The sequence below is a fragment of the Pseudonocardia alaniniphila genome, from assembly GCF_022524485.1.
Taxonomy (GTDB): domain Bacteria; phylum Actinomycetota; class Actinomycetes; order Mycobacteriales; family Pseudonocardiaceae; genus Pseudonocardia; species Pseudonocardia alaniniphila.
This window is the reverse complement of sequence record NZ_JAKXMK010000016.1, coordinates 79,222-102,795: the sequence shown is the minus strand read 5'-3', so window position 1 is coordinate 102,795 and position 23,574 is coordinate 79,222. Positions and strand designations below refer to the sequence as shown.

The window sequence follows — 23,574 nt, the reverse complement described above, 5'->3', positions numbered from 1 at the left end:
AGGGTCGCGATCATGCGCGAGGACGACCGCACCAGGCCGCTGCCGCCCGACCTCAGCTACCTCCGTTCGCTCAACGCCGGCACGGAGCAGGCTGTGCGGGACGCCGAGCCCATCGGTTCCGCCCACAAGGGCGCGCCCGACGAGGTGCGGACCGCCGTCCAGAAGGCCGCCCGCCGCAACGACGACGAGCTCGTCGCGCTCAGCCGCGACCTGCACGCCCACCCGGAGGAGAGCTTCACCGAGCACCGCTCGGTGCGTGCGGTGGCACAGCTGCTGGAGCGGCACGGGCACGAGGCCCAGGTCGGCGCCGGCGGGCTGGAGACGTCGCTCGTCGCGAGCATCGGTACCGGCGGGCCGCACGTCGCGGTGCTCGCCGAGTACGACGCGCTGCCCGGCGTCGGCCATGCCTGCGGCCACAACATCATCTGTGCCACGGCCGTCGGTGCGTACCTCGCCGCCGCACAGGTGCACGACCGCGTGGGCGGACGCATCTCGCTGATCGGCACGCCCGCCGAGGAGGGCGGCGGCGGCAAGGAGACGATGGCGCGAGCCGGCGTCTTCGACGACGTCGACGCCGTGGTCATGCTCCACCCGTTCTCGCACGACATCGCCATGCACCCGTTCCTGGGTCGCCGGCAGGTCGAGATCGTGTTCCACGGCGTCGCCGCGCACGCATCGGCGCAGCCGTTCATGGGCCGCAACGCACTCGACGCGGCCGTCGCCGCGTACCAGGGCATCGCCGCACTGCGGCAGCACCTGCCCAGCACCGACCGGGTGCACGGCATCGTCACCGACGGCGGAGCCCGGCCCAACATCGTGCCGGAACGCGCCGCGCTGCTGTTCTACCTGCGCTCCGCGGCGCCCGAGACCCTTCGCGACCTCGCCGCGCGCGTCGTCGAGGTCGCCCACGGCGCGGCGGCGATGACCGGCTGCGGCGTCGAGCTGCACTGGGACCCGCTGCCCCCGTACCTGCCCATCCGCTTCAACCAGACGTTGAGCGCGCGCTGGGCCGTGAACCAGGAACCGGTGGGGCGCCGCGCGCTCCCCACCGGCGTGGTGCCCGAGTTCCTCACCGGCTCCACCGACCTGGGCAACCTCAGCTACCGCATGCCTGCCATCCACCCCATGATCGCGGTGTCGGAGCCGACCGTCGCGCTGCACACCTCCGAGTTCGAGACGGCGTCCGGCGGGCCCGCCGGCGACCGTGCCGTGCGCGACGGCGCGGTGGGGCTCGCCCTCACCGCGGTCGACTACCTGGCCGACGCCGAGCTGCGCGAGGCCGTGCACGCGGAGTTCGCGGCGGCAGGCGGCCCGCTCGACGTCCCCGCGTACTTCGACTGACCGAACCGACCGGCGGTCATGCCTCGGAGCGCGCCGCGCCACCCAGCCCGGCACGCCGGGCCAGCGCGCTCGCCTGGGCACGGTCGGCGACCTGCAGCTTCGCGAAGACGTTCGACACGTGGTTGCGCACGGTCTTGCCGCTGAGCCCTAGCCGCGCCGCGATCTGCGGGTTGGTGAGGTTGCGGGCCACGAGGTCGAGGACCTCCTGCTCGCGGACGGTGAGTTCGGGGAACGCCGGCGCCGCGTCCGTCGTGGTGGAGAGGAAGGCCGTGAGCCGCGCGGCGACGGACGGCCCGAGGATCGCCTCGCCCTCGGCCACGGCCCGGATCGAGCGCAGGATCTCGGAGCGGCCCGCCCCCTTGAGCAGGTAGCCCCGTGCTCCGGCCCGCAGCGCGGCGAGCACGGAGCTGTCGTCGTCGGACATGCTGAGGACGAGGATGCGTACGTGCGGGCTGGCACGGACGATGCACTCGGTGGCGGCCACCCCACCCATGCCCGGCATCGTCAGGTCGAGCAGGACGACATCGGGCTGCCGCGCCGCCACGGCTGCCACAGCTTCCTCGCCGCTCGCCGCCTCCCCACAGACCTCGACGTCGGGTGTGGACGTCAGCAGGGCGCGCAGACCGGAGCGGAAATGCGCGTGGTCATCGACCAGCAGGACGCGGATGCGTTCCACGCTCCCCCTCCGCTCCACGGTCCTGCGCCGGGAACACCGCGGGCAGCTCGGCGCGTACCGTGCTCCCGCCGACCTCCCCGGCGGTGACCGTACAGTCCCCGCCCAGCTCGGCAGCCCGTTCGCGCATGGACGCCAGGCCGACACCGTCACGGTCCGACGGCTGCCGCCCGCGTCCGTCGTCAGCCACCTCGATGACGAGCCGATCGCCGCGCCGCACCAGGCGCACCGTCGCGGTGCTCGCGCCCGCATGCCGGACCACGTTGTTCAGCGCTTCCACGACGATCCAGTAGGCAGCCACTTCGGTGGCCGCAGGCAACCCGGGGAGGTCATCGGGCACGTCCAGCGTCACTGCGGGGGAGCCAGACGGCAGGCCCGCGAGGTGGGCCTTGACCGCACCGACCAGGCCCATCGCATCGAGCGTCGGAGGGCGCAGGCCCTCCACCAGCCGCCGGACGTCGGCCACGGCCGTCTGCGCTCCCTCCATGATCTCCGCGAGCAGCGTGCGGGCGAGCGCGGCGTCGTCGACCGCGAGAGCGGTGTCGGCGCGCATCGTGAGCCCGGCGAGCGTGGGTCCGAGGCCATCGTGCAGGTCCCTGCGCAACCGCCTGCGCTCCTCCTCACGCGCCATCACGAGTCGCTCCCGCGATTGCTGGAGATCGGCCGCGAGCCCGGCGGCGCGATCGGCCGAACGCACCGCACGCACGGCGCCCGCGATCGGCCGGGCCAGGTCGTGCAGCAACCGCAGGTCGCGGCGGGCGAGTGCACTCTCGCCCGGCCGCGGGCCGAGTTCGAGCCGCCCCACCCGCTCCCCGCCTGCCACCAGGGGAATCTCGACGAGCACCGCGGGCTCCTCGCCGAGTGCGACCCGTCGGCCGCCCGCCACCTCGATGGCGACGTAGGACAGTTGCAGCGCCTCCCGCACGGTCTCCGCGCTCTGCCGAAGCAGCGTGCCGGCGTCCTGCACGAGCTCGAGCTGACGCCCGAGCCGGGCGAGCACCCCGTAGGGGTCTCCCCGGTCGCCGTAGAGCGCCCGATCCACCCGGCGCTGCAACCGTGTGCGCAGCGGGGCGAACAGGACCGCAGCCACCCCGACCCCGACCAGCGACGCCGGAATCTCGGTGGACGGGCCCAGCGCGGGCCACAGCACGGCGCCGACGACGGCGACCACCGCGAGGTAGATCCCCACCACGGCACCGGACAGCCCGACGAGCAGAAATGTGCGGCTGATCAACAGGTCGATGTCGAACAGGCGGTGGCGCACGATCGCGACGCCTACGGCGGGCGGCAGGAGGGCCGCCGTCCCGCCGCCCACCAGTTCCCAGAACACGCTGCCGGCCGGCCAGATCGCCGAGGCGTCGTCGTCGAGCAGCCCGGCGACGAACCCGGCCGAGCACGGCGAGCGCCGCCAGCCCGGCCGCATAGGCCACCCACTCGACCTGCTGGCGGCGCGGCGCCGGCAACCGCGGCAGGTTGCGGACCAGCGCGAACCCGGCGGCCACGAACACCACCCCGACCGTGCCGGTCAGCAGAACGGCGGCAGCGTCGGCGACGGGCCCGAGGCCGGGCACTCCGAGTGGGTTCGGCCGTCCCGGCACGCTGAGCTGCACGTCCGGACCGGGGCGGATCGCGTTCAGCACGGCCGTGACGACGGCGAGGACACCCAGGCCCCACACGATCGGGAGCCACCGGCGCGACGGCACCCGCCCGTCCGGGAAGAACACCGGCACCACGGCGAGCAACGCGTTGGCCGGCACCCACAACCAGGTCTGCGGCCAGCCCAGCGCGACCGCGACGAGCGAGGGCCGGTCGCCGTCATGCAGCGCCAGGCGCCCGCAGGCTTCCAGCAGGGCGAACGACGCTGAGCTGCCGAGCAGCAGCCAGCCGACCGGATTGCCCGGCTGGTGGCGCGCCACCAGACCACCGGTGAGCGCGCACGTCACGACGAACATCAGATGGCTCAGACCGGCGGGCGGGGTTCCCGCGGCCAGTGCGAGACCGGCCCCGATCCCGACGAGCACGAGGATGGCGAACGCCAGCGGCGCCGCCACCCTCCGCGCCCCCTGCGTCAGCATCCGGCGGACGATAATGCCCGGCACACCGGGAGTGGTCAGCCCGAGCGCCGGGCGGCGCGCGCGAGCACCAGGCCCGCGACCATCATCCACAGCCCGGCGGGCAGCACCGAGATGTACTGCACGGGCAGAAGCTGAGTGACCGCGACGACCAGCGCCATCAGCACGCTGAACACGGCGAGCCCGCGGCCCACCGAGCCGTGGCGCAACCCACCGAACGCCACCGCACCCGCGGTGAGCCCGACACCGCCCCACAGCCAGGCCGTGGTGTTGTAGATCGCGACGTGCGCGCCGATCGTGTCGGGGTCGAACGGCTGCGGGCCCGTCAGCGCCCAGAAGAGCTCCGTGCCGATACCGCCGCCGACCAGCAGAGCGACGGCGGTCAGCCCCAGCCCTGCGGCCGCCGCCCCGGGCACGAGGCTTCCGGCAGGCTCCTGCGCGACGAGATGACGGCGCAGCCCGGCGGCGAAGACCACGACACACACGGCCGTGATCACGGTGACGGCCTGGTTGACCCACACCAGTGCTGCCCGGCTTGCGACGGCCGCGGCGAGCACGGTGTTGTCGGCGACAGCGCCGGTCTCGGCGTCGTAGAGGTCGCCGGTGACCATCAGCCCGATCACGCCGATCAGTCCCCCCGCAGCGCCGGTCCAGGCCCACGCCTGGGGCGACTGGCCGATCCGGATCGCGGTCGTGGTGTCGGCGGCGGAGTACCCGGCGGGGTCCGAGGTGCGCACAGCTGCTCCTTGTGGTCGGACATCGGTGACGACCAACGGTGGCCGCGCACCCGTCCCGCACACATGGGTCAACGTGTCCCGACCGGCCGGGACATCGGGGCCCGGGCCGGGACGCTCAGCGCAGGGCCGAGCGCGCCGTGGGTTCGAGCTCCAGCACCTCCAGGCCCGGCTCCTGCCCGAGCGGATGGGCCGCCAGCCGCTCCTGGGCAGCGGCCGCCTCCCCCGCCCAGGTGTAGGAGGCGAACCACACCACAGCCTGCTCGTCGCGCACGGGAAGGGCCGGGTAGTCGTTGACGTACGGCGCGGTGCGGGCGAGCACCGGCGTGACCCCGAGCAGACGCTCCACAGTGGCCGTGTCGGGCTCGGCGCCGCCGCCCGTCCACACCACGGCGAGCACCCGCGACGGCCCTCGCCGCCCCTTGCCGATCGCCGCGCGCGACGTCGCGGAGAACCCGTCGCCGACCGCCTCCAGCAGCAGCACGTCGTCGAAATGGATCATCGTGGCGTTCGCCGCGTCGCGGTGGCGCATCCAGACCGGGCCACCGTAGAAACCGGTGAGCGCGGCGTGCCGGCTGGCCATGTCGTCGAACGCGCGGATCCACACGAACCGATCGGGATCGGTGACGTCGCGGAACGTGCCCACGACCCGCGCGCCCAGCTCCTCCTGGGCCTCTACGAACTCCCGCTCGAACAGCGTGATCAGCTCGTCGCGGCGTCCAGGGTGGAGGGTGTACTGACGCAGCTCGAGAACCGTCACCCGCCGCAATCTAGACACTCACCACGACAGTCCGCAGCCGCGGTCGGTTATGCGGCGCGCGACGCGGGAATCGGCGTCGTGCGGGCTGTGACCAGCGACGCCCGCCCCTCGCCGCGATCATGTGTGACGCCTGCGACTCCGGGTCAGTGTTTCCCCGGCTGCACCTGGATCTTGCGCCCCACGCCTGCCCGGAACTGCTCGAGCGCCTGCGGGTACTCGTCGAGGCTCATCCGGTGGCTGATCATCACCTCGGGGCGCAGCGCACCCTCGGCGAACAGCTCCGCGGCCCGCTCGAAGCTGTGCAGCACTGCCATCGAGCCGACGATGCGGATCTCCTCGTTGTAGATCCGGAACGGTGAGAAGCGCGCCATGGCGTCCTCATTGGCCACGCCGAACTGCTGGAACGTCCCGCCCCTGCCGACGCGGGTGAACCCGTCCTCGATGGCGGCGACGACCCCGGTGCAGTCGATCACCACGTCCCAGCCGCGCGGGCGGTCCAGCTCGTCGGCGCTGCCCACCGTGGCGGAGCAGCCGAGCTGCTCGGCCGTCTCCAGCCGGGCGGGGTTGAGGTCCACCATGCTGACGCTCGCCGCCCCGGCCCGCTTCGCGAGCTCCATCATCATCAGGCCCATCGTGCCGGCGCCGTAGATGAGGTAGTGGTCGCCGAGCTGCGGGTTCAGCACGTCGAAGCCGCGCACGGCGCACGAGAGCGGCTCGATCAGCGCGGCGTCCGCCGTGGTGACCCCCTCGGGGAGCCGCACGCAGTTGGCGACCGGAGCAACGGCGAACTCGGCCGCCCCGCCGGTGGTGGTGACGCCGATCGCGGCCCACCGCTCGCAGAGGTTGCCGCGGCCCCTGCGGCAGTAGTAGCACTCCCCGCAGTGCAGCGACGGATCGACGGCGACCTGGTCGCCGACCCGCAGCTCCGTGACGTCCTGGCCGATCGCGACGACCTCGCCTGCGAACTCGTGACCCGGCACCACCGGCAGCGTCGGAGCGAACTCCCCGTCGGCGATGTGCAGGTCCGTGCCGCAGATCCCGCAACCCGCGACGGCCACCACCACCTCGCGCCGCCCCGGTGTGGGGTCGGGCATCGACTCGACGGTGACGGCGTCGGTGCTGATGACGGCAGCCTTCACTTGATCGCTCCCAACGAGAGGCCCTGCACGAGCTTGTCCTGCGCCGCGAACCCGGCGATCAGCACCGGGAGCGACACGATCACGGAAGCCGCGCACACCGTGGCAAGGAACAGGCCTTGACTGGTGACGAAGCCGGTGAGGAACACGGGCGCCGTCTGCGCCACGGTGGCGGTGAGCACCCGGGCGAACAGCAGCTCGTTCCAGCTGAAGATGAAGCAGATCAGCGACGTGGCCGCGATGCCCGGCAGCACCATCGGCGTGACGACGGAGCGCAGCGTACGGGTGAGGTTGGCGCCGTCGATCGCCGCCGCCTCCAGTACCTCGACCGGAACCTCGGCGAGGAACGAACGCATCATCCACACCGCGATCGGCAGGTTCATCGAGGTGTACAGGATGATCAGCAGCCAGATGTTGTCGAGCATCCCGATGTTCTGCGCGATGAGGTAGATCGGCAACAGGCCCGCAACGACCGGCAGCATCTTCGTGGACAGGAAGAAGAACAGCACGTCCGTCCACTTGCGCACCGGCCGGATCGACAGCGCGTACGCCGCCGGGATGGCGAGCACCAGCACGAACGCGGTGGACAGGATGCTCGCCGTCAGCGAGTTGAGCAGCGACGGCCACGGGCTCGCGCCGGTCTGCGCGCCGAAGAAGTTCGCGTAACCCTCGAGCGTGAGCGGCGCGAAGATCGACGGCGGGTTCGTAGCGGCGTCGGTCTCGCTGTGGAACGAGGTGAGCACCATCCACAGCACCGGGACGATGAAGAGGACCCCGACGATCCATGCCACGACGGTGAGCAGGGTGCCGGTCGGGTTCCTGCGGTGCACGGGCGCCACCGGCGGTGCGGCGCGCGGCGCTTCCAGGGTCGTGGTCATCGGGCCCCCTCCTCACGGAACAGCGACGACACGGTGCGCAGCGCGAGGGTGGCGATGATGATCGTCCCGACCACCACGACCACGCCCGCGGCGGACGCCCGGCCGTAGTCCTGCGCGTTGTAGAAGGTCTGGTAGATCGTGTAGGGCAGGTTCGCCGTGCCGAGGCCGCCCGAGGTGATCGTGAAGACGGCGTCGAAGTTCTGCACGATGTAGATCGACCCGAGCAGTGCGCCCAGCTCCAGGTACTGGCGCAGGTGCGGCAGCGTCATGTACCGGAAGATCTGCCAGCTCGAACAGCCGTCGATCTTGGCGGCCTCGATCACGTCGAGCGGCTTGCTCTGCAGCCCGGCCAGGATGATCAACATCATGAACGGCGTCCACTGCCAGACCAGCGACACCACGATCGCCGTCAGCGGCATCGTGGATATCCAGTCGGGCTGAGGCGCGTTCTGGCCGAAGATCCACGTGAGCACGCCGTTGAACAGGCCGTACTCCGGGTTGTACAGCGCGTGCTTCCACACCAGCGCGGCCGCGACCGGCACGATGAGGAACGGCGTGATCATCATCGTGCGGACGAACCCGCGGCCGCGGAACGCACGGTCCAGCAGCAGCGCGATCAGCAGGCCCAGGATCAGGCTGACCACCACCACCCCGACGGTCAGCTTGATGGTGGTGATGATCGAGTCACGCGTGTTCACGTCGGTCAGCACGCGACGGTAGTTGTCGATCCCCGCGAACCCCCGCTCGTCGGGGTAGTACGCGTTCCAGTTCATGAACGAGATGATCAGAGTGACGACGAACGGCAGCTGCGTCACGATGATCAGGAAGATCAGCGCGGGCATGAGCGGGGCGCGCCGCGCCCAGTCCCCCGCACGCCGCAGCGTCTCCCTCTCCTCCGCCGACCGGCGCCACGCCGGACCCGTCCGAGGCGGTTCCACAGCCGTGCTCATGAATTCCCCTCCGCCCGCGACCGGTACCGCTCCGCCACGTCGTCCGCCAGTTGCTGACCGCGATCCAGCGCCTGGTCCACCGTCACCAGCCCGGCGATCGCCGAGCTCACGTCCTGCGAGACCTGCGTCCCGAGGTCGGGGAACTCGGGGATGTCGACGAACTGGATGCCGATCGCAGGACGCGGCTGCACGCCGGGGTTGCGCGGGTCGGCACTCTCGATCGCCGCCTTCGTCGGCCCGGCGAAGGCCGAGGCCTGAGCCAGGTAGTCCGGGTTCTCGTACGTCGACGCCCGCTTGCCGGCGGGCACGTTGGACCAGCCGATCTCCGTGCCGACGAGCTGCTCGTACTCCTTGCTCGACGCCCACGAGACGAACTTCCACGCGGCGTCCTTCTTCTCGCTCGCCGCCTGGATGGCCCACGCCCACGCGTACAGCCAGCCGGAGCTGGCGGTCTTGACGACGGGCGCGGGCGCGTAGCCGATCTTGCCGCGCACCGGGGAGTCGGCCGCCTCGAGCGAACCCGCCGCCGACGTGGCGTCGTACCACATCGCGGCGTTGCCCTGGATCAGGTTGTTGAGGCACTCGGTGAACCCGGCCTGCGGGGCACCCGCCTCGCCGTGCGCCCGCACGAGGTCGACGTAGAACTGGGTGGCCTGGCGGAACTCCGGTGCGTCCACCGCGGCCTGCCAGTCGGCGGTGAACCACGTGCCGCCGAAGGTGTTGACCACCGTGGTCAGCGGGGCGAAGACCTGCCCCCAGCCCGGCTGCCCGCGCAGGCAGATCCCGGCCATACCCGGCTGTGCACCGTCGACGCGGGCGGCGATGTCGGCGACCTGCTGCCAGGTGGGGTGCTCGGGCATCGTGATGCCGGCGGCCTGCAGCACGTCCTTGCGGTACATGAGGAACGAGGACTCGCCGTAGAAGGGCTCGCCGTAGATCTTCCCGTCGGCGCCGCTGAGTGAGGTGGTCATCGGCGCGAGGATGTCGTTCTGGTCGAACGCCGGGTCGGCGGCGATGTAGCCGTCCAGCGGGGCGATCCAGCCGCTGCGCGCGTAGATCGGGATCTCGAAGTTGGAGAGCGAGGCCACGTCGTACTGGCCCGCCTGGCTCGAGAACTCCTGGCTGATCTTGTCCCGCACGTCGTTCTCGGGCAACACCGTGAAGTTGACGGTGATCCCGGTGTCCTTCGTGAAGTGCTCAGCGGTGAGCCGCTGTAGATCGATCATCTGCGGGTTGTTGACCATCAGCACGTTGATGCTGTTCGCCCCGCCGCTGCCGACGCCACCGCCCCACCCCGCACAGGCCGTACTCGACAGCAGTACCACGAGCGCGAGCAGCGCAGCGCGCATGCCCGTTCGCTTCATCGCGCCCTCCCGGCACCCATGGGCATGCTCAGATGAGCGCAGCCCTGATCACACGATGAGCCTGTGGCACCCGTCACCTTGAGTCAATGGCTTGTGCCAGAATGGGCATTAGTCCGCTCAGATGAGCGGCCAAGGAGGGTGACACGGTGGTCGCGGCCAGAGGTAGCGGAACGCGCGGACCGGCCCAGCTCGTACTCACCGCGTCCGTCGCCCGCCGGTACTACCTCGACGGCCGTTCGAAGGTCGAGATCGCCGAAGAGTTCGCCCTAAGCCGTTTCAAGGTCGCCCGGCTCCTGGAGGACGCCCGCAGCACCGGACTCGTGCGCATCGAGATCGGCCACCCCGGCGTGATCGACGTCGAGCTCTCCGCCCGCCTGATGGAGACCCTCGGCCTGCAGCACTGCGTCGTCACCGACACCCCCGACGACCATCCCGCGTCGCTTCGCGAGCACCTGGGAGCCGCGGCCGCCGAGCTGTTGACGGAGGTCGTCACGCCCGACGACGTGCTCGGGCTCTCCTGGGCCCGGTCGGTGAGCGCGATGGCCACCGCACTACAGCGCCTGGCCAACGTGCCGGTCGTCCAGCTCACCGGCGCGCTCGCCCGCCCGGGTGTGGACGACAGCTCGATCGAGGTGGTCCGCGACGTCGCACGCGTCGCGGGCGGGCCCGCCTACTTCTTCTACGCGCCGATGGCCGTGCCGGACGCAGCCACCGCCCAGGTCCTGCGGCACCAGCCCGAGGTCGCCCGAGCGTTGCGCCGGATCGGATCCGTCACCCGCGCTGTCGCCGGCGTGGGCGCCTGGGCGCCTGAGCAGTCCACGCTCTACGACGCCACCGGCGATGCCGAGCGCCGCGAGCTCGGGCGCCGCGGGGTCGTGGCAGAGATCTCCGGCGTGCTCGTCGACGCCGCGGGCGCGCCCGTGACGTCCGACCTCACGGAGCGGATGATCGGCATCACGGCCGAGCAGATGCGTGCGGTGCCCGAGGTGATCGCGATCGTCTATGGCACCGCGAAGGTGCGGGCGGTGCTCGCCGCCGTCCGCGGTGGGATGGTGGACAGCCTGGTCACGCATTCGACGCTGGCGGAGGAACTGATCCGCGCGGCCGAGTCGTGATCGTCGGGGTGCCGCGGACGGGTCGAGCAGACACCGCAGGGAGCGGGTCCGGTCACAGGGCGGGAGTGTGACGTGGAGGTGCCATTGCTCGGCGGCACCGCCAACCGTGGACGCGTGCATCGCGTCGGAGACACCGTCCGCCGGCCGCTACGCACCACCAGCGCCGCCACGCACGCCCTGCTGCGCCATCTCGAGGAGGTCGGCTTCGACGGGGCGCCGCGCGTGCTCGGGGTCGATGACGCCGGCCGTGAGGTGCTCAGCTACGTGCCCGGGCAGGCCGTCACCGCGCCGGCGCCGGCCTGGGGGCTCACCGACGCGGCACTGTGGAGCGTGGGACGGTTGCTGCGGAGATTCCACGACGCGGCAGCCGGATTCGATCCCGAGCCGCACCTCTGGTCGCACCCGGCGCCCGCACCTTTCGACGGCGGGGGGATCACGCACAACGACCCCAACCTCGACAACGTGGTCTTCCGCGACGGCCAGGCCGTCGCACTGATCGACTTCGACCTCTCCGGCCCCGGCTGCGCCGTGTGGGACGTCGCGGCGGCCGCTCGCCTCTGGGCACCGCTGCGCGACCCCGTGGACACGACCGACATCCGGCGGGGACGGGAGCTGCAACGGCTGCGGATCTTCGTCGACGCCTACGGGCTGGACGACACCGGGCGGGTCGATTTCCTCCCCGCGCTGCGCGACAGCCACGACTGGATGTACGAGATCGTCCGGACCGGCGCGGAGGACGGCACGCCCGGATTCGCCGCGTACTGGACACCGGAAACCGCAGCCCGCGCCGACCGCGCACGTGCCTGGTTCACCCGCAACGCGGGCTCGATCGGGGAGGCGCTCCTCGCAGGCCGGGGATGATCCGCCGGACGCGCAGGTCGTCGAGCAGCCCCAGCAACACGTCCGGTGCGATCGTCCCCGGGTTCAGGTTTCCGCCCTCGCCAGGGCACGTATCCCCATCTCGCGGCGATCATGACCCGGTGATCGTTGCGAGATGAGGCCGCGCGGGGCGCGTTCCGGGGTGACGTGTTGATCAATCAAGTCGCTACCACCAGCATGACGCAAGCGTTCCCGAGCCGATCACCAGTCTGGAGAGCCGCATGCCCACCAAGGATCGCTCGCGGTCCAGTTCGCCTGCCCGGAAGCTCGTCGCCGGGCTGATCGGCATCGGTGTGGTCGTCGGCGCCATCGTCGGCGGCATCGCACTCACCTCGTTCTCCCGCACCGACGGTGGAACGACCATGGTGATTCGGAACGGCGGGCCGTTCGACTCCCAGGACGTCCGTCAGGTACTCCCGCCCGCGAGCCCCCGGACGTACTCGGGGATGTTCTCCGACGAGCACCCGTACCCCGCGCAGCAGCGGTTCTACGACATCGTCCCGGGCGGTGACGACACCCCGGGCGTCAACGCCTACCGCACGCCCACGAGCGACGGTGTGGACGTCGGGCTGACCGCCCGGCTGAACTTCCGCCTCAACACCACGGAGCCGGTACTGCGCGCGTTCGACGACGCCTACGGCACCCGGACGTTCCAGGTGCCCGGCACCGACGAGCGGCTGGCCGTATGGGACGGCGATGAGGGCTTCGGCGCATTCCTCGACGTGATCATCAAGCCCGTTCTGGAGGAGACACTGCGCCAGCAGATCGGCACAGTGGACTGTGCGGAGCTGCAGGCGTCCTGTGCGCTGGTGCAGAACTCCACGCCGGAGCAGCTGGCCACCGCGGTCGCCGCCGGGCAGGGCGCGAACAACGCCGAGGTGCTCCAGCGCATCCAGACCAACGTGCAGACCGCGCTCGCCACCAACATCAACCGTGCGCTGGGCGGCGACTTCCTGACCAACATCAGCTTCTCGCTCACCGGCGTGGACCTCCCGGCGCAGCTGCGAGAGCGCATCGAGGCCGCGCAGGCCGAGTTCGCCGGGGCGTCGGCCGCGCAGGCCCGACTCAACCAGGCCCGGCTCGACGCCGACGCGAACGCCGAGCGCCAGCGTGGCTACCTCGCGTGCAATGTCTGCGCGCAGATCGATCTCGTCCGCGAGCAAGGCGAGGCCCAGCGCAAGGCCAACGAGGCGCTGAGCGGCTCCGGCGTGACGGTGTACGCACCCGGCGGCGGCACCGGCATCAACGTCAACGCGCCGGGCTGAGCGGCGCCGCCGCTCCCGCTCTTCGCACGGCGTCACCGTCTTGACAGTGACAGATCGAGGCCGCACGATCGTCACCGGTCGAATGGTTACGGCGCTTCTGCAGTGCGAGGAGAGTCCTGCATGGAAACGGGATCGATCGCCGCCACGCTCACAACCGACGAGTACCTCTACTTCCTCGCCCGGGCCTTCGACGGGATGCTCGACGCGATGGGCGAGCTGGACGAGAGCGCGATCAACACGAGGCCGTCCCTGCCGGGAGCCAACAGCCCCTACGCGATCGTGCACCACTGCGTCGAGATGTCCGACTACTGGATCGGGCACGTGGTCGCCGGCCGCCCGGCGAATCGGGACCGCGCCGCCGAGTTCAGCGCCACGGGCAGCCTGGACGACCTCCGCCGCCGAGTCGCGGACGTCCAACGGCGGTTGCTCGACGACCTCGCGGGCGCCGACCTGCGGGGTGACCCGAAAAACCCTCCGGCCGCCGACTATCAGGGCCCGGAGCGGCCGTTGACCTGCGCCGGGGTGCTCCTGCACGTGCTCGAGGAGCTGGCCCAGCATCACGGCCACGTGCAGCTGAGCCGCGATCTGCTCCTGCACGGGGCAGCGCGATGAGCCGGCCCGCCGCATTCGGGCCCACCGATGCGCTGTTCGACGACCTGGACCTGGACGAGCTGCGCCGACGGCCCGGCGTGAAGTGGGAGCGGGTCGATCCGGACGTCCTTCCGGCGTGGGTCGCGGACATGGACTTCGCCGTGCCCCCGGTGGTGGCCGACGCGATCGAGCACACCGTCCGCCGCGGCGATCTCGGCTATCCGAGCTGGCAGGACGGCAGCCCGCTGCGGACGGCCTTCGCCGACCGGATGCACGAGCGGTACGGCTGGACGGTGTCGGCGGATGCCGTCCGTGAGCACACCGACCTCCTCCAAGCCCTGCAGTTCGTGCTCCATCTGGCGACGAATCCCGGCGACGCGGTGGCCGTGCAGACCCCCAACTACCCGCCCTTCCTCGCCACCCTCGAGACCATGGGACGTCGCGGCGTCAGCTCGCCGTGGACCAGGACGACCGGGGGCTGGACGCCCGACATCGCGGGCCTCGCCGACGCCGTGGTCGCGCACGACTGCCGGGTGCTCCTGCTGGTCAACCCGCACAACCCGACCGGGCGCGTCCTCACGCGTGACGAGCTCACCGAGATCGCGGCGATCGCGCGGCGCCACGACCTGCTCGTGTTCAGCGACGAGATCCACGCCGAGCTGACCTACGAACCGCACCGCCACATCCCGTTCGCCTCGCTCCACGAGGACGCCGCCGCCCGCACCGTCACGCTGACGTCGGCGACCAAGTCGTTCAACCTCGCCGGACTGCGCTGCGCGGTGGCGCACTACGGGTCCGAGCAGCTTCTGGCATTGCGCGACGCACAGCCGCCGGACCTCTACGGCACGGTGTCCACGCTCGGCGTGGCCGGCACACTCGCCGCCTGGCGGCACGGCGCCGAGTGGCAGGACCGGCTGCTGCGCGTGCTGGACCGCAACCGGCGTCGAGTCGCGGAGGCGCTCGCCTCCTTCACCGGCGACGACCGCTGCCCCATGCCGGAGGCGACCTACCTCTACTGGTTCGAGGCCGACGTCCTCGGGGTCGGCGACAAGCCGGTCGACGAGGTCCTCGCTCGCGCCCGGGTGCTGCTGGACGGCGGCGCGGGCTTCGGTCCCGACGGGCAGCGCTACCTGCGGCTGAACTTCGCGACGAGCGCCCCGCTGCTGGAGGAGATCCTCACCCGGCTGGCGTCACTCGCCCGCCGCTGAGCCCTCGGCTCGCCTCCCGCGCTGCCGGCGCCGGTACTCGGCGGCCTTCATCCGGTTGCCGCACTCGGTCATGCCACACCAGCGGCGGGGCTTGCCGCGAGAGTCGTCGACGAACAACCGCGTGCACTCCGGGCGACCGCATTCGCGCACCCTGTCGAGTTCCGGTGAGCCGATCAGCTCAACGGCGTCCCGCGCGACGGTCGAGAGCACGGCGGTCAGGTCGCCCTGGCGCTCGAGCACGCCCGTGGCAGCGAGAACCGACCGCACGGGCGGCGGGTCGGCGAGGGCCTGCAGTTCCGCGGCCTCCACGTGACGCTCCGGCTCGGTCCTCGTCGCCGCGTAGACGAGCTCCCGCAGCCGGCGGATCTCGCGGAGACCGGCCTCGTCCACCTCCGGCGGGTGGGTCAGGAGGCCCGCCTCCACCACCCACTCGGCGACGTCCCGACCGTGCGCCAGCAGCTCCTCCGGCTGGTGGCGACGCCACTTCAGGGTGCCGGCCAGGTCCAGCGACACCCGCCCGCTCACGAACACATGCACGTCACCATATTGACGGTGACGGAAGGGCTCCCACAAGAACACCGGCACCGGCGTGGGAGCCCGCCCGCATCCGGCCCGGCCTCGGGGTCAGGCTCCGACACCCACCTTGCCCACCGCGCCTCGCAGCCCCACACAGCCGATGCAGCCAACGCAGCCTTCGCAGTCGACACAGCCGATGCAGCCAACGCAGCGGCGGCAGCCGACACAGCCCAGGCACGCGATGCAGGAGAGCAGTCCGATGCTCAGGATCGTCAGCACGCTGCCGACGATCCCGGCGCTCCCGGCCGTCGCCACGCTGCCGGCCACACCTGCGCTACCCGATGTGGCGACGCTGCCGGCGACCGCCACGCTGCCCGCCGTCGCCACGCTCCCCGCCACCGCCACGCTGCCGCCCGTCGCGACGCTCCCGACCACCGCGCGGCTGCCGGATGTGGTGACGCTGCCGGCGACCGCCACGCTCCCGGCCGTTCCCACACTCCCGGCCACGGCCACGCTGCCGTCCGTTCCCACACTCCCCGCCACCGCGCGGCTGCTGCCGGATCGGACTTCCTCGACCTCGTCCACGTCGTTCCTCCCGTTCGCCGTCGGGCCACAGCATGTCGTACGGGCCTTCAGCCCGGGATGATCCGACGCCTGCGCAGATCGTCGAAGAGCCGCAGCAGCATCGCCTCCGTGTCCACATAGGAGTGGAAGCCGAACCGTCGCGACTTCGACGTGTCGGCGAACATGTCGTAATCCCAGGAGAGGACGAAGTCGCCGAACGCCCACGACGACACGTCGCTGTACGGGGTGGGCGCGAGTGCGTGCCGCGCCACCATCGCGTCCCACACCGGCTCCTTGTCGGCCATCACGTCCGCGAGCGACATCGGCAGCGGCGGCGCGACCTCCAGCCCGAACGCGTCGGCGATCACCGGCCACATCCGGTTCCAGCGGAACAGGTCGCCGTTGGCGATGTTGAACGCCTCGTTCGCGCACCGCGGGTCGGTGGCCGCCCACACCGTCGCCTCGGCGAGCAGCCCGGCGTCGGTGAGCTCCAGCAGCGCGTCGTACGCACCGGGACGGCCGGGGAACCGCAACGGGATGCCCAGCTCCTTGCTGATCGAGGCGTAGACGGCCAGCACGACCGCGAGGTTCATCGGGTTGCCGAGTCCGAACCCCGCGACGACCGACGGCCGGATCGCCGACCACGTCCAGCCCGCCTCCACCGCCCGCGCCTCGACGAGCTGCTGCTGGTCGACGTTGAACTCCGGCGGCATGTGCGGCGGGTCGTTCTCCCGTGCCGGGGTGGCGAACGGTCCGAGGTGGGCGCCATAGACCTTGTATCCCTGCATCAGGCTCACGTGCTGCAGGCCGGGAGCCGTCACGGCCACCGCGTCGAGCACGTTGCGCAGCATCGTGACGTTGGGCTCGACGAGCGCGGACCACGTCGGACGGTCCTGGTAGGCCGCATAGAAGAGGTGCGTCACCTCCGGGTGCGCGCGCAGCGCCTCCCGCAGGCCAGAGGGATCGAACAGGTCGGCGGCGACGTGCCGGACCCCGCCGTCCGGCGGGCCGCCGCGCCGCGAGAGCCCGACCACGTCCCAGTCGGGGAGGCCGGCGAGATGGTCGGCGAGAGTGCCACCGATGACGCCGCGGGCGCCGACGACCAGTGCGGTGTTGGTCATGCCGGCATCCCCGGGGCAGCGTTGTGGCGGCGGTCGAGCCCCACGGCGACCAGAGCGACAGCGAGCCCGGCGGCAGCCATGATCGCGCCGACTATGTCCGGCGAGGTGAGGCCGAAGCCTGCGGCGATGGCGACGCCACCGAGCCACGCACCAGCGGCGTTGCCGAGGTTGAACGCGGCGATGTTGGCGGCGGACGCGAGCGTGCCCGCGCTCCCCGCGGCCTCCATCACGCGTGTCTGCAGGCCGGGCACGGTGGCGAACCCGACGAAGCCCACCGCCGCGAGCGTCGCGACGGCCGGGATCGGCGATGCCGCAGTCACGGCGAAGATCGCGAGCACCGCCGCGAGCACGGCGAGGAGCACGACCAGCGTCGGCATGAGCGCACGGTCGGCCGCCCGCGCGCCTGCGAGGTTCCCGACCACGAGTCCCGCACCGAAGACGAGCAGGAGCCAGGTGAGTGCGCCGGCCGGGAATCCTGCGACCTCGGTCATGATCGGCGCGACATAGGTGAACGAGGCGAACACCCCGCCGAAACCGAGCGCGGTCATCCCCAGCGCCAACCACACCTGAGGACGGCGGAACGCGGCCAGTTCGACGCGCAGGTTGGACGCAGGGTCGGCGGGCTGATCGGGCACCAGGGCGAGGATGCCGAGGGCACCCACCACACCGAGGGCGGCGACCACCCAGAACGTGGCACGCCAGCCGAACGCCTGACCGACCACCGTCCCCAGCGGGACGCCGAGCACGTTGGCCACGGTGAGCCCGGTGAACATCATCGCGATCGCGGCGGCCCGGCGCTGCGGCGCCACGAGCCCCGCCGCCACCACCGAGCCCACCCCGAAGAACGCGCCGTGACACAGAGCCGCGACGACCCGTCCGGCCATCATCTCCGTGTAGCTACCGGCGAGCGCCGAACCGACGTTGCCCACGATGAACAGCCCCATCAACCCGAGCAGGACGGGTTTTCGGCGCAGCTTCGTCGCGGCCGCCGTGAGCAGCGGCGCGCCGACCACGACGCCGAGTGCGTAGCCCGAGACCAGCAGCCCCGCCGTGGGGATGTCGACCGCGAAGCCGGTGGCGATGTCCGGCAGCAGGCCGGTGATCACGAACTCGGTGGTACCGATGGCGAATGCGCTGATCGCCAGGGCCAGGAGGGCGAGTGGCATGACGCTCCTTATGCAGACGCGGGTTGCACGCGTTAGCAACAGTTGCACACGCCGCCTAAAAGCGCCAAGCACGTATGCTGTGGCCCACAGAGGAGGTGCCGGGTGGCCATCGCAGACGATGCGGTCGAGGTGCGGGCCCAGGGCTGGCGCACGCTGGCCGCGCTGCACGGACGGCTCGAAGAGGCGCTGGAGAAGGCGCTGCAAGCCGGGTTCGATCTGTCCGTCGTCGAGTACACGGTGCTCGACACGCTCGACCGCCAGGACGGCTGGCACATGCGCATGCAGCAACTCGCCCGCGCGGCCGCGCTCTCGCACAGCGCCACCACCCGGCTCGTCACCCGACTGGAGAACCGCCGGCTGCTCAGCCGCTTCCTCTGCGAGGACGACCGGCGCGGGATCTACAGCACGCTCACCGAAGAAGGCAAGAAGCTGCTGGAGCAGGCACGACCGGTACACGACAGGACGCTGAAGGAGAGCCTGGACGCCGCGCGCGCCGTCCCCGAGCTCGCGCCACTGGTCGACGCCCTGCACGGACTGCCGCGCCTCTGATCACCCGCCATACCAACGCCGACCGGCCGGCTGGCGCCCGTCGGCCCCCCGAAGGCGCCTTGCCCTAGGAACAGCCGGGCACCGTGCTGGTGGTGCCGCAGTTGTTCGGCTGGTTGCCGGCCACGGAGGTGGCGCTCAGCGCGACCGTGCCGTCGGCCCGGAAGATGCCGCCGCCGGTGGCGCCGCTTCCGACCGCTCGGTTGGTGACCACCGAGACACCTTGCAGAGTGGCGGTGCCGAACCCGTTGTAGATGCCGCCGCCGCGGGCATTCGTTCCGATCACAGCATTGCCGATGATCGGGCTGTTGGTGATGTTCAGCGTGTCGATATTCCACACGCCGCCGCCTTGCGCGTCCGGACCGTTGGCGATGTTGTTGATGATCGGGCTGCCGGTGAGTGTGAGGGTGCCACCATTCACCAGACCAGCACCGAGGCTTTGCTCGCCGGCCCCTCCCGAGAACGTCGCATCGTTGTCGGCAATGCGCGTGTTGTTCACGATGACCGACCCCACGGCGTTGTTGATGCCGCCGCCCACGGCCTCACCGATCACATGATTGTCGATCACGGCACTGCCGTTGAATGTGGCATCGGCCAAGATGTTGAAGAAGCCACCGCCTTGAGTGGCGGTGTTGTTGCTGAGGGTGCTGTTGTTGACCGCCACAGTGCCGTCGAAACTGTAGATCCCACCCCCGGCCCCGAGGGTGGCGGTGTTGCCGGTGACAGTGCTGGCGGAGAGGGTCAGCCTGCCGTCGACGCCGACGCGTATCCCGCCGCCGTTGTCGGCGCGACCGTTGGTCAGTGTCAGCGCGTCCAGGGTGAGGTTGCCCGGCCCGGTGACCTGAAAAAATCGGAAATCTGTAGCCGAGGAGCGGGTGATCGTCGCTCGGTTGCCGTTGATGCGAATCGGCGTGGTGATGACGGCCAGACCGTTGTCGGCGTTGTCGGGCGCGGTGAGCGTGTAGGTGCATGCGGGAGTGAGGTTCAGCGTGCCACCGCCGGCTGTATTGGTGGCCGCGACCGCACTTTGCAACGCGGGCCCGCTGCACGGCACAAGAGTCTGTGCGAATGCGGTCGCGGACAGGCTCACCAGTACGCCGCCCACCACCACTGCCACAGCCAGCAATCGACGAGCACGCATCGAGGACCGTCTTTCGTGGTTCAGGGGCGCGCAGACAGTGCACGCCCGACGATCGATCAGATCAGGACGATCAGGCCATAACGGACCTTACGCACTTGATCTTTCGCGCCCGGTGCAGTCATTCGATCGAAACCCCGGTTCAACCCCACCGGGGGACTACGGATCCCGGCCGCGCGCAGGACCGGACCGGCGCGTTCACGCTCGCCTCACGCCGGGACGGCGACCGCTGGGTGCTCGACGGCGCGCGGGATCGGCAACGGCACGATGCCGACCTCAGGGTCGTGCGGGGCAGTCACGGCGCGGGCCACGAGGCGGCGTGCGGTCAAGGCCTGGTTCGGGATGCCGCTGCCGACGTCGAGTCCATCCGCCTCACGTGACGGCGGTGCCGAACGCCTTCTTCCAAGCCTGGTAGCCACCATCGAGATCCGTCGCGTTGCGCAGCCCGATGTCCTGCAACGACGCCGCGGCAAGACTCGAGCTGTAGCCCTCCGAGCAGACGACTATCCAGGCCACGTCGTGGTCGGTGGCCTCCGGGATCCGCGCGTCCGAGGCCGGGTCGAGACGCCACTCGAGATGGTTGCGCTCGATCACCAGGGCTCCGGGCAGCTCGCCCTCCTGCTCGCGCTGCCAGCCCGGGCGGGTATCGACGAGAATCGCCCCCTGCCCCACCATCGCCGCCGCGCGATGCGGGTCGGGACGGTCCAGCCGCGCCCGTGCGTCGGCCAGCAGGTCGTGCACGGTGCGCTGCTGCCTCGACGTTCCGCTCGCAAGCTCGCTCATCCGACTCCCTCCGATGACCCCGACTCCACGAGGACGCTGCGGGTGCGCCGCAGCCGGTGGTCCGGCTCCACGGCGTAGTACGACATGGCGGTGAGCGGGGGCGAATAGGCATGCACGCTCACGGCGGGCTCCACTGCCGGGTTCCCCACGTCGTGCACGTGCCCGAGCGGGAAACCGACGCTGCGCCCGGCCCGCAACCGGCGGGGGCGCAGGCCGTCCCTCGCCCAGCGCTGTTCAACGAGACTGCCGGACACCACGGTGAGCGCACCGAGCGAGCCGGCATGGTCGTGCAGCTCGGCCGTCTGCTCCGTGGCCCAGCTGATCAGCCACACATCGACATAGCTGTCGCTGCGCAGGAGCCGGTACCAGCGGCGTTCGGGATCGATCGTGACGGGATGCAGGCCGGCATCCACCTCGGCGGCGACCTCACTGGTCAGCGCGGTGAGATCGGCAAGGACGAGCGGCGTGGGGGCGTGCAGCAGCACGGACGTACTCCAGTGGCGGAAGCGGACGAGCGGGGACGGACCTCAGCTCGGGCAACAGCACTGGTCGAAGCTGTCGGCGCGCCGAGTACCCCAGATCTCTCCGAGGACGGCAGCTGGCGACACAGCGACATCTGAGCACATCCGGCTCCCCGCATGCCACTTCGTCCCACGCCGCGAGAGCCGACGCGCTATGGCGATGAAATGTCCGACATCCACGTGCCCGCCGACCTTGCGCCGTGCGTCACACTGCGGTCGTGGCGACTCTCCTCGACGACGGCAGTTGGGAGGTCCAGGGCCGCAGGCTCACCCTCCCGGTACGGATCACCGACGCCTCCGCGGCGCTGGCGACCTACCTCGTCCGCACCTCCGCGGCCAGCAGGCTCGTCGAGGACACCGGGCTCTCTCTGGTGTCGATGGCCGGGCGCACGCCGCTGGTTCTGGGGTTCATCACCTACCGGGCCGGTGACCTCGACAGCTACCACGAGGTCGCCGTCGCCCTGCTGGCCCGCCACCGCCGCTGCGTCGGCCCCTACATCCGGCAGATGGCGGTCACCGAGTCGTTCACGCTGGAAGCGGGCCGGGCGCTGTGGGGATTGCCGAAATGGCTGGCCCGCGCGGAGCTGAACCTCACCGGCCGCACCGCCACCTGCCGCCTCACGGAGACCTCCGGGGCACTCGTGCTCACCGCCGCGCTCCGCACCCTCCCGTGGCGGGTCCCACTGACCCTGCCCGGCACGCTCACCGCACTCGCCCCGTGCGACGACACGGTGCTGGCCAGCAAGCTCCGCGGCCGGGTCAACGGAATCCGCCTCGGCCTCCGCGGCGCCGAGGTCACCCTGGGCACAGGCAACCCCATGGCCGACGAACTGCGAGCCATCGGCCTCCCCCGCCGCCCGATCACAACCTTGACCGCCGACCACCTCGAATTCGCCATGGCAGCAGCAACCCCCCTCCCCCGCTGACCCCGCCCGATCGCCCCGAGACAAGGGTTCCCGCCCCCGCAAGGCCGCTCACAGCGATCCAGGTTCCAGCCGGGGGAGCCGCCCGGCGGCACATGATCGTTCCCAGATCCGGGTTCCGCCCTCGCGGGGGCGCGTAGCCCGATCTCGCGGCGATCTTGGCCCGATGATCGTTCCGAGATCCGGGTTCCCGCCCCCGCAAGGGCGGATCGGCAGATCTCGCGGCGATCACCGCCACCGACCCCTCTCCCCCGCCAGCAGACCAGGCCGCACCAGATCCAAGTCCCCGCGGGCCCGCGCGGCGAGCACCGCCATCCACCCGGACCAGCCCCCCAGACCACCCCCGCGCATGATCGTTCCCAGATCGGGGTTTCCGCCCTCCCCAAGGCACGCAGCCCGATCTCGCGACGATCTTGGCCGGATGATCGTTGCGAGATCAGGGGTCTCGTCCGGTGTTGGTCCGGGATCAGCCCGCGAGGGCTCGGCGGACCGTGGCGGCGACCGACCAGGGCCGCAGCATCACCTCTACCGCGCGGAACCGGAGGACGTCCCAGCCGCAGCGGGTGAGATAGGCCTGCCGGTCGAGGTCGCGCAGGGCGCGTTCCGGGGTGAGGTGGTCGCGTCCGTCGTACTCGACGGCCAGGCGGATCGTCGGGTACGCCATGTCGAGGCGGTACGGGCCGACCGGATGCTGCAGCACCGGTGCCGGCAGGCCTGCGGCACGGATCGCGAAGCGGATGCGCGTCTCCATGGGCGACTCCGCGCGTGGGTCCGCCATCGCCACCACCGTGGGCAGTTGCGTGCTGCCGCGAGCCCCGAGGTGGCGGGATCCGAACGGCACCAGATCAGCAGGGGCGAAGCCGTGGACGTTGGCCAGCGCGTCGACCGCCACCACGGCGTCGACCAGGGGTGATCGTCGCGCCAGGTCGTACGCGGTGCGCAGCGGCGTGGTGACCACGATCCCGTCGGGTAGAACCGTGATCTCGTCGAATGCGAGCCGGTCGCGGCGGACCCTCAGGCCGGGTCGGCTGCCACAACCACAACCACCCCTCGCGACGACGATCTCGGCGGGTGCGTCCTCGGGACCGCACGATGCGGCCAGTAGCTCCGCGGCCGACCATCCCCCCAGCGCCCCGCGGCCGTCGGCCAGAAGGAGCGCGGCACGCGAACGGAGCGCGAGGTCCACCTCGACGTCGGCGGCGACGAAGATCCCGGTGAACAAGCGACGGAAACGGGGCCCGCGCAGCGCCTTGGCCGTGACGAGCCCGGTGGCGACAGCGTCGGAACCCCGGAACGGCGAGCGCAGGTCAATCGGCACGACCACACCGAC

24 protein-coding genes are annotated in these 23,574 nt (G+C 71.3%); 9 read left to right on the top strand and 15 right to left on the bottom strand.

Features of this window, described 5'->3' with window-relative positions:
• Nucleotides 1-12 precede the first annotated feature (12 nt).
• Nucleotides 13-1,341, top strand: coding sequence for a M20 family metallopeptidase (locus tag MMF94_RS19415; RefSeq protein ID WP_241038434.1), 1,329 nt, complete (start codon nucleotides 13-15; stop codon nucleotides 1,339-1,341).
• 16 nt (nucleotides 1,342-1,357) lie between these two features.
• On the opposite strand, the gene MMF94_RS19410 is transcribed toward MMF94_RS19415, so the two are convergent.
• The 8 genes from MMF94_RS19410 to MMF94_RS19375 form a co-directional block, all read right to left on the bottom strand.
• Complete coding sequence (locus MMF94_RS19410) at nucleotides 1,358-2,017, bottom strand: response regulator (RefSeq protein WP_241038433.1); 660 nt, start codon at nucleotides 2,015-2,017, stop codon at nucleotides 1,358-1,360.
• Nucleotides 1,986-3,437 carry a sensor histidine kinase gene (locus tag MMF94_RS19405; RefSeq protein WP_241038431.1) on the bottom strand — a complete coding sequence of 484 codons (1,452 nt, stop codon included), beginning with the start codon at nucleotides 3,435-3,437 and terminating at the stop codon, nucleotides 1,986-1,988. The genes MMF94_RS19410 and MMF94_RS19405 overlap by 32 nt, the downstream gene beginning before the upstream one ends.
• A 687-nt stretch (nucleotides 3,438-4,124) precedes the next feature.
• On the bottom strand, nucleotides 4,125-4,823 hold the full coding sequence (locus MMF94_RS19400) for a hypothetical protein (protein ID WP_241038430.1): 699 nt from the start codon (nucleotides 4,821-4,823) through the stop codon (nucleotides 4,125-4,127).
• A 115-nt stretch (nucleotides 4,824-4,938) separates the two neighbouring features.
• A complete protein-coding gene (locus tag MMF94_RS19395; protein ID WP_241038429.1) occupies nucleotides 4,939-5,580 on the bottom strand; it encodes an NIPSNAP family protein in 642 nt (213 codons plus the stop codon).
• Nucleotides 5,581-5,723: 143 nt separating this feature from the next.
• Entirely contained in the window at nucleotides 5,724-6,719 is a 996-nt protein-coding gene (locus MMF94_RS19390) for a zinc-dependent alcohol dehydrogenase family protein (protein ID WP_241038427.1), read from the bottom strand.
• Nucleotides 6,716-7,594 carry a carbohydrate ABC transporter permease gene (locus MMF94_RS19385; RefSeq protein ID WP_241038425.1) on the bottom strand — a complete coding sequence of 293 codons (879 nt, stop codon included), beginning with the start codon at nucleotides 7,592-7,594 and terminating at the stop codon, nucleotides 6,716-6,718. The genes MMF94_RS19390 and MMF94_RS19385 overlap by 4 nt, the downstream gene beginning before the upstream one ends.
• Nucleotides 7,591-8,544, bottom strand: a complete 954-nt coding sequence (locus MMF94_RS19380; protein ID WP_241038423.1) for a carbohydrate ABC transporter permease — start codon at nucleotides 8,542-8,544, stop codon at nucleotides 7,591-7,593. Before MMF94_RS19380 ends, MMF94_RS19385 begins: the two co-directional genes overlap by 4 nt.
• On the bottom strand, nucleotides 8,541-9,908 hold the full coding sequence (locus tag MMF94_RS19375) for an ABC transporter substrate-binding protein (RefSeq protein ID WP_241038422.1): 1,368 nt from the start codon (nucleotides 9,906-9,908) through the stop codon (nucleotides 8,541-8,543). Before MMF94_RS19375 ends, MMF94_RS19380 begins: the two co-directional genes overlap by 4 nt.
• A gap of 146 nt (nucleotides 9,909-10,054) precedes the next feature.
• Here MMF94_RS19375 and MMF94_RS19370 point away from each other — a divergent pair, with 146 nt between their 5' ends.
• The 5 genes from MMF94_RS19370 (at nucleotide 10,055) to MMF94_RS19350 (ending at nucleotide 14,966) form a co-directional block, all read left to right on the top strand.
• A complete protein-coding gene (locus tag MMF94_RS19370; RefSeq protein WP_241038420.1) occupies nucleotides 10,055-11,023 on the top strand; it encodes a sugar-binding transcriptional regulator in 969 nt (322 codons plus the stop codon).
• A gap of 72 nt (nucleotides 11,024-11,095) precedes the next feature.
• Nucleotides 11,096-11,884, top strand: a complete 789-nt coding sequence (locus tag MMF94_RS19365) for a phosphotransferase enzyme family protein (RefSeq protein ID WP_241038418.1) — start codon at nucleotides 11,096-11,098, stop codon at nucleotides 11,882-11,884.
• Between the two features lie 239 nt (nucleotides 11,885-12,123).
• On the top strand, nucleotides 12,124-13,167 hold the full coding sequence (locus tag MMF94_RS19360) for an SPFH domain-containing protein (RefSeq protein WP_241038417.1): 1,044 nt from the start codon (nucleotides 12,124-12,126) through the stop codon (nucleotides 13,165-13,167).
• Between the two features lie 120 nt (nucleotides 13,168-13,287).
• The gene (locus MMF94_RS19355) at nucleotides 13,288-13,779 is read left to right on the top strand and encodes a DinB family protein (protein WP_241038416.1); all 492 of its coding nucleotides are present in this window, start codon (nucleotides 13,288-13,290) and stop codon (nucleotides 13,777-13,779) included.
• Nucleotides 13,776-14,966, top strand: a complete 1,191-nt coding sequence (locus tag MMF94_RS19350; protein ID WP_241038415.1) for a MalY/PatB family protein — start codon at nucleotides 13,776-13,778, stop codon at nucleotides 14,964-14,966. The genes MMF94_RS19355 and MMF94_RS19350 overlap by 4 nt, the downstream gene beginning before the upstream one ends.
• Here MMF94_RS19350 and MMF94_RS19345 read toward each other — a convergent pair.
• Complete coding sequence (locus MMF94_RS19345; protein ID WP_241038414.1) at nucleotides 14,949-15,503, bottom strand: CGNR zinc finger domain-containing protein; 555 nt, start codon at nucleotides 15,501-15,503, stop codon at nucleotides 14,949-14,951. The genes MMF94_RS19350 and MMF94_RS19345 overlap by 18 nt on opposite strands.
• Nucleotides 15,504-15,741: 238 nt before the next feature.
• Between MMF94_RS19345 and MMF94_RS19340 the strand changes: the two genes are divergently transcribed.
• On the top strand, nucleotides 15,742-16,128 hold the full coding sequence (locus MMF94_RS19340; RefSeq protein ID WP_241038413.1) for a hypothetical protein: 387 nt from the start codon (nucleotides 15,742-15,744) through the stop codon (nucleotides 16,126-16,128).
• Here the strand turns inward: MMF94_RS19340 and MMF94_RS19335 are convergent.
• Both MMF94_RS19335 and MMF94_RS19330 read right to left on the bottom strand, forming a co-directional pair.
• Nucleotides 16,115-17,167 carry an SDR family oxidoreductase gene (locus tag MMF94_RS19335; RefSeq protein ID WP_241038412.1) on the bottom strand — a complete coding sequence of 351 codons (1,053 nt, stop codon included), beginning with the start codon at nucleotides 17,165-17,167 and terminating at the stop codon, nucleotides 16,115-16,117. The two genes, MMF94_RS19340 and MMF94_RS19335, sit on opposite strands and share 14 nt — an antisense overlap.
• Entirely contained in the window at nucleotides 17,164-18,333 is a 1,170-nt protein-coding gene (locus MMF94_RS19330) for an MFS transporter (protein ID WP_241038411.1), read from the bottom strand. The genes MMF94_RS19335 and MMF94_RS19330 overlap by 4 nt, the downstream gene beginning before the upstream one ends.
• 102 nt (nucleotides 18,334-18,435) lie before the next feature.
• Here MMF94_RS19330 and MMF94_RS19325 point away from each other — a divergent pair, with 102 nt between their 5' ends.
• On the top strand, nucleotides 18,436-18,882 hold the full coding sequence (locus MMF94_RS19325) for a MarR family transcriptional regulator (protein ID WP_241038410.1): 447 nt from the start codon (nucleotides 18,436-18,438) through the stop codon (nucleotides 18,880-18,882).
• Nucleotides 18,883-18,946: 64 nt separating this feature from the next.
• Here the strand turns inward: MMF94_RS19325 and MMF94_RS19320 are convergent, their stop codons facing one another.
• The 3 genes from MMF94_RS19320 to MMF94_RS19310 form a co-directional block, all read right to left on the bottom strand.
• A complete protein-coding gene (locus tag MMF94_RS19320) occupies nucleotides 18,947-19,996 on the bottom strand; it encodes a hypothetical protein (RefSeq protein WP_241038408.1) in 1,050 nt (349 codons plus the stop codon).
• 393 nt (nucleotides 19,997-20,389) lie between these two features.
• Entirely contained in the window at nucleotides 20,390-20,800 is a 411-nt protein-coding gene (locus tag MMF94_RS19315) for a rhodanese-like domain-containing protein (RefSeq protein ID WP_241038406.1), read from the bottom strand.
• Nucleotides 20,797-21,285, bottom strand: coding sequence for a cysteine dioxygenase (locus tag MMF94_RS19310; protein ID WP_241038404.1), 489 nt, complete (start codon nucleotides 21,283-21,285; stop codon nucleotides 20,797-20,799). Before MMF94_RS19310 ends, MMF94_RS19315 begins: the two co-directional genes overlap by 4 nt.
• A 254-nt stretch (nucleotides 21,286-21,539) precedes the next feature.
• On the opposite strand from MMF94_RS19310, the gene MMF94_RS19305 reads away from it, so the two are divergent.
• Entirely contained in the window at nucleotides 21,540-22,247 is a 708-nt protein-coding gene (locus MMF94_RS19305) for an acetoacetate decarboxylase family protein (RefSeq protein WP_241038403.1), read from the top strand.
• Between the two features lie 463 nt (nucleotides 22,248-22,710).
• On the opposite strand, the gene MMF94_RS19300 is transcribed toward MMF94_RS19305, so the two are convergent.
• Nucleotides 22,711-23,562, bottom strand: coding sequence for a DUF559 domain-containing protein (locus MMF94_RS19300; protein WP_241038402.1), 852 nt, complete (start codon nucleotides 23,560-23,562; stop codon nucleotides 22,711-22,713).
• Nucleotides 23,563-23,574 lie beyond the last annotated feature (12 nt).

Coding starts and splice junctions, on each gene's coding strand:
- MMF94_RS19415 (WP_241038434.1), top strand. CDS start 13: ATGCGCGAGGACGACCGCACCAGGCCGCTGCCGCCCGACCTCAGCTAC.
- MMF94_RS19405 (WP_241038431.1), bottom strand. CDS start 3,437: ATGCGGCCGGGCTGGCGGCGCTCGCCGTGCTCGGCCGGGTTCGTCGCC.
- MMF94_RS19385 (WP_241038425.1), bottom strand. CDS start 7,594: ATGACCACGACCCTGGAAGCGCCGCGCGCCGCACCGCCGGTGGCGCCC.
- MMF94_RS19380 (WP_241038423.1), bottom strand. CDS start 8,544: ATGAGCACGGCTGTGGAACCGCCTCGGACGGGTCCGGCGTGGCGCCGG.
- MMF94_RS19375 (WP_241038422.1), bottom strand. CDS start 9,908: ATGAAGCGAACGGGCATGCGCGCTGCGCTGCTCGCGCTCGTGGTACTG.
- MMF94_RS19360 (WP_241038417.1), top strand. CDS start 12,124: ATGCCCACCAAGGATCGCTCGCGGTCCAGTTCGCCTGCCCGGAAGCTC.
- MMF94_RS19355 (WP_241038416.1), top strand. CDS start 13,288: ATGGAAACGGGATCGATCGCCGCCACGCTCACAACCGACGAGTACCTC.
- MMF94_RS19350 (WP_241038415.1), top strand. CDS start 13,776: ATGAGCCGGCCCGCCGCATTCGGGCCCACCGATGCGCTGTTCGACGAC.
- MMF94_RS19340 (WP_241038413.1), top strand. CDS start 15,742: ATGCTCAGGATCGTCAGCACGCTGCCGACGATCCCGGCGCTCCCGGCC.
- MMF94_RS19335 (WP_241038412.1), bottom strand. CDS start 17,167: ATGACCAACACCGCACTGGTCGTCGGCGCCCGCGGCGTCATCGGTGGC.
- MMF94_RS19330 (WP_241038411.1), bottom strand. CDS start 18,333: ATGCCACTCGCCCTCCTGGCCCTGGCGATCAGCGCATTCGCCATCGGT.
- MMF94_RS19315 (WP_241038406.1), bottom strand. CDS start 20,800: ATGAGCGAGCTTGCGAGCGGAACGTCGAGGCAGCAGCGCACCGTGCAC.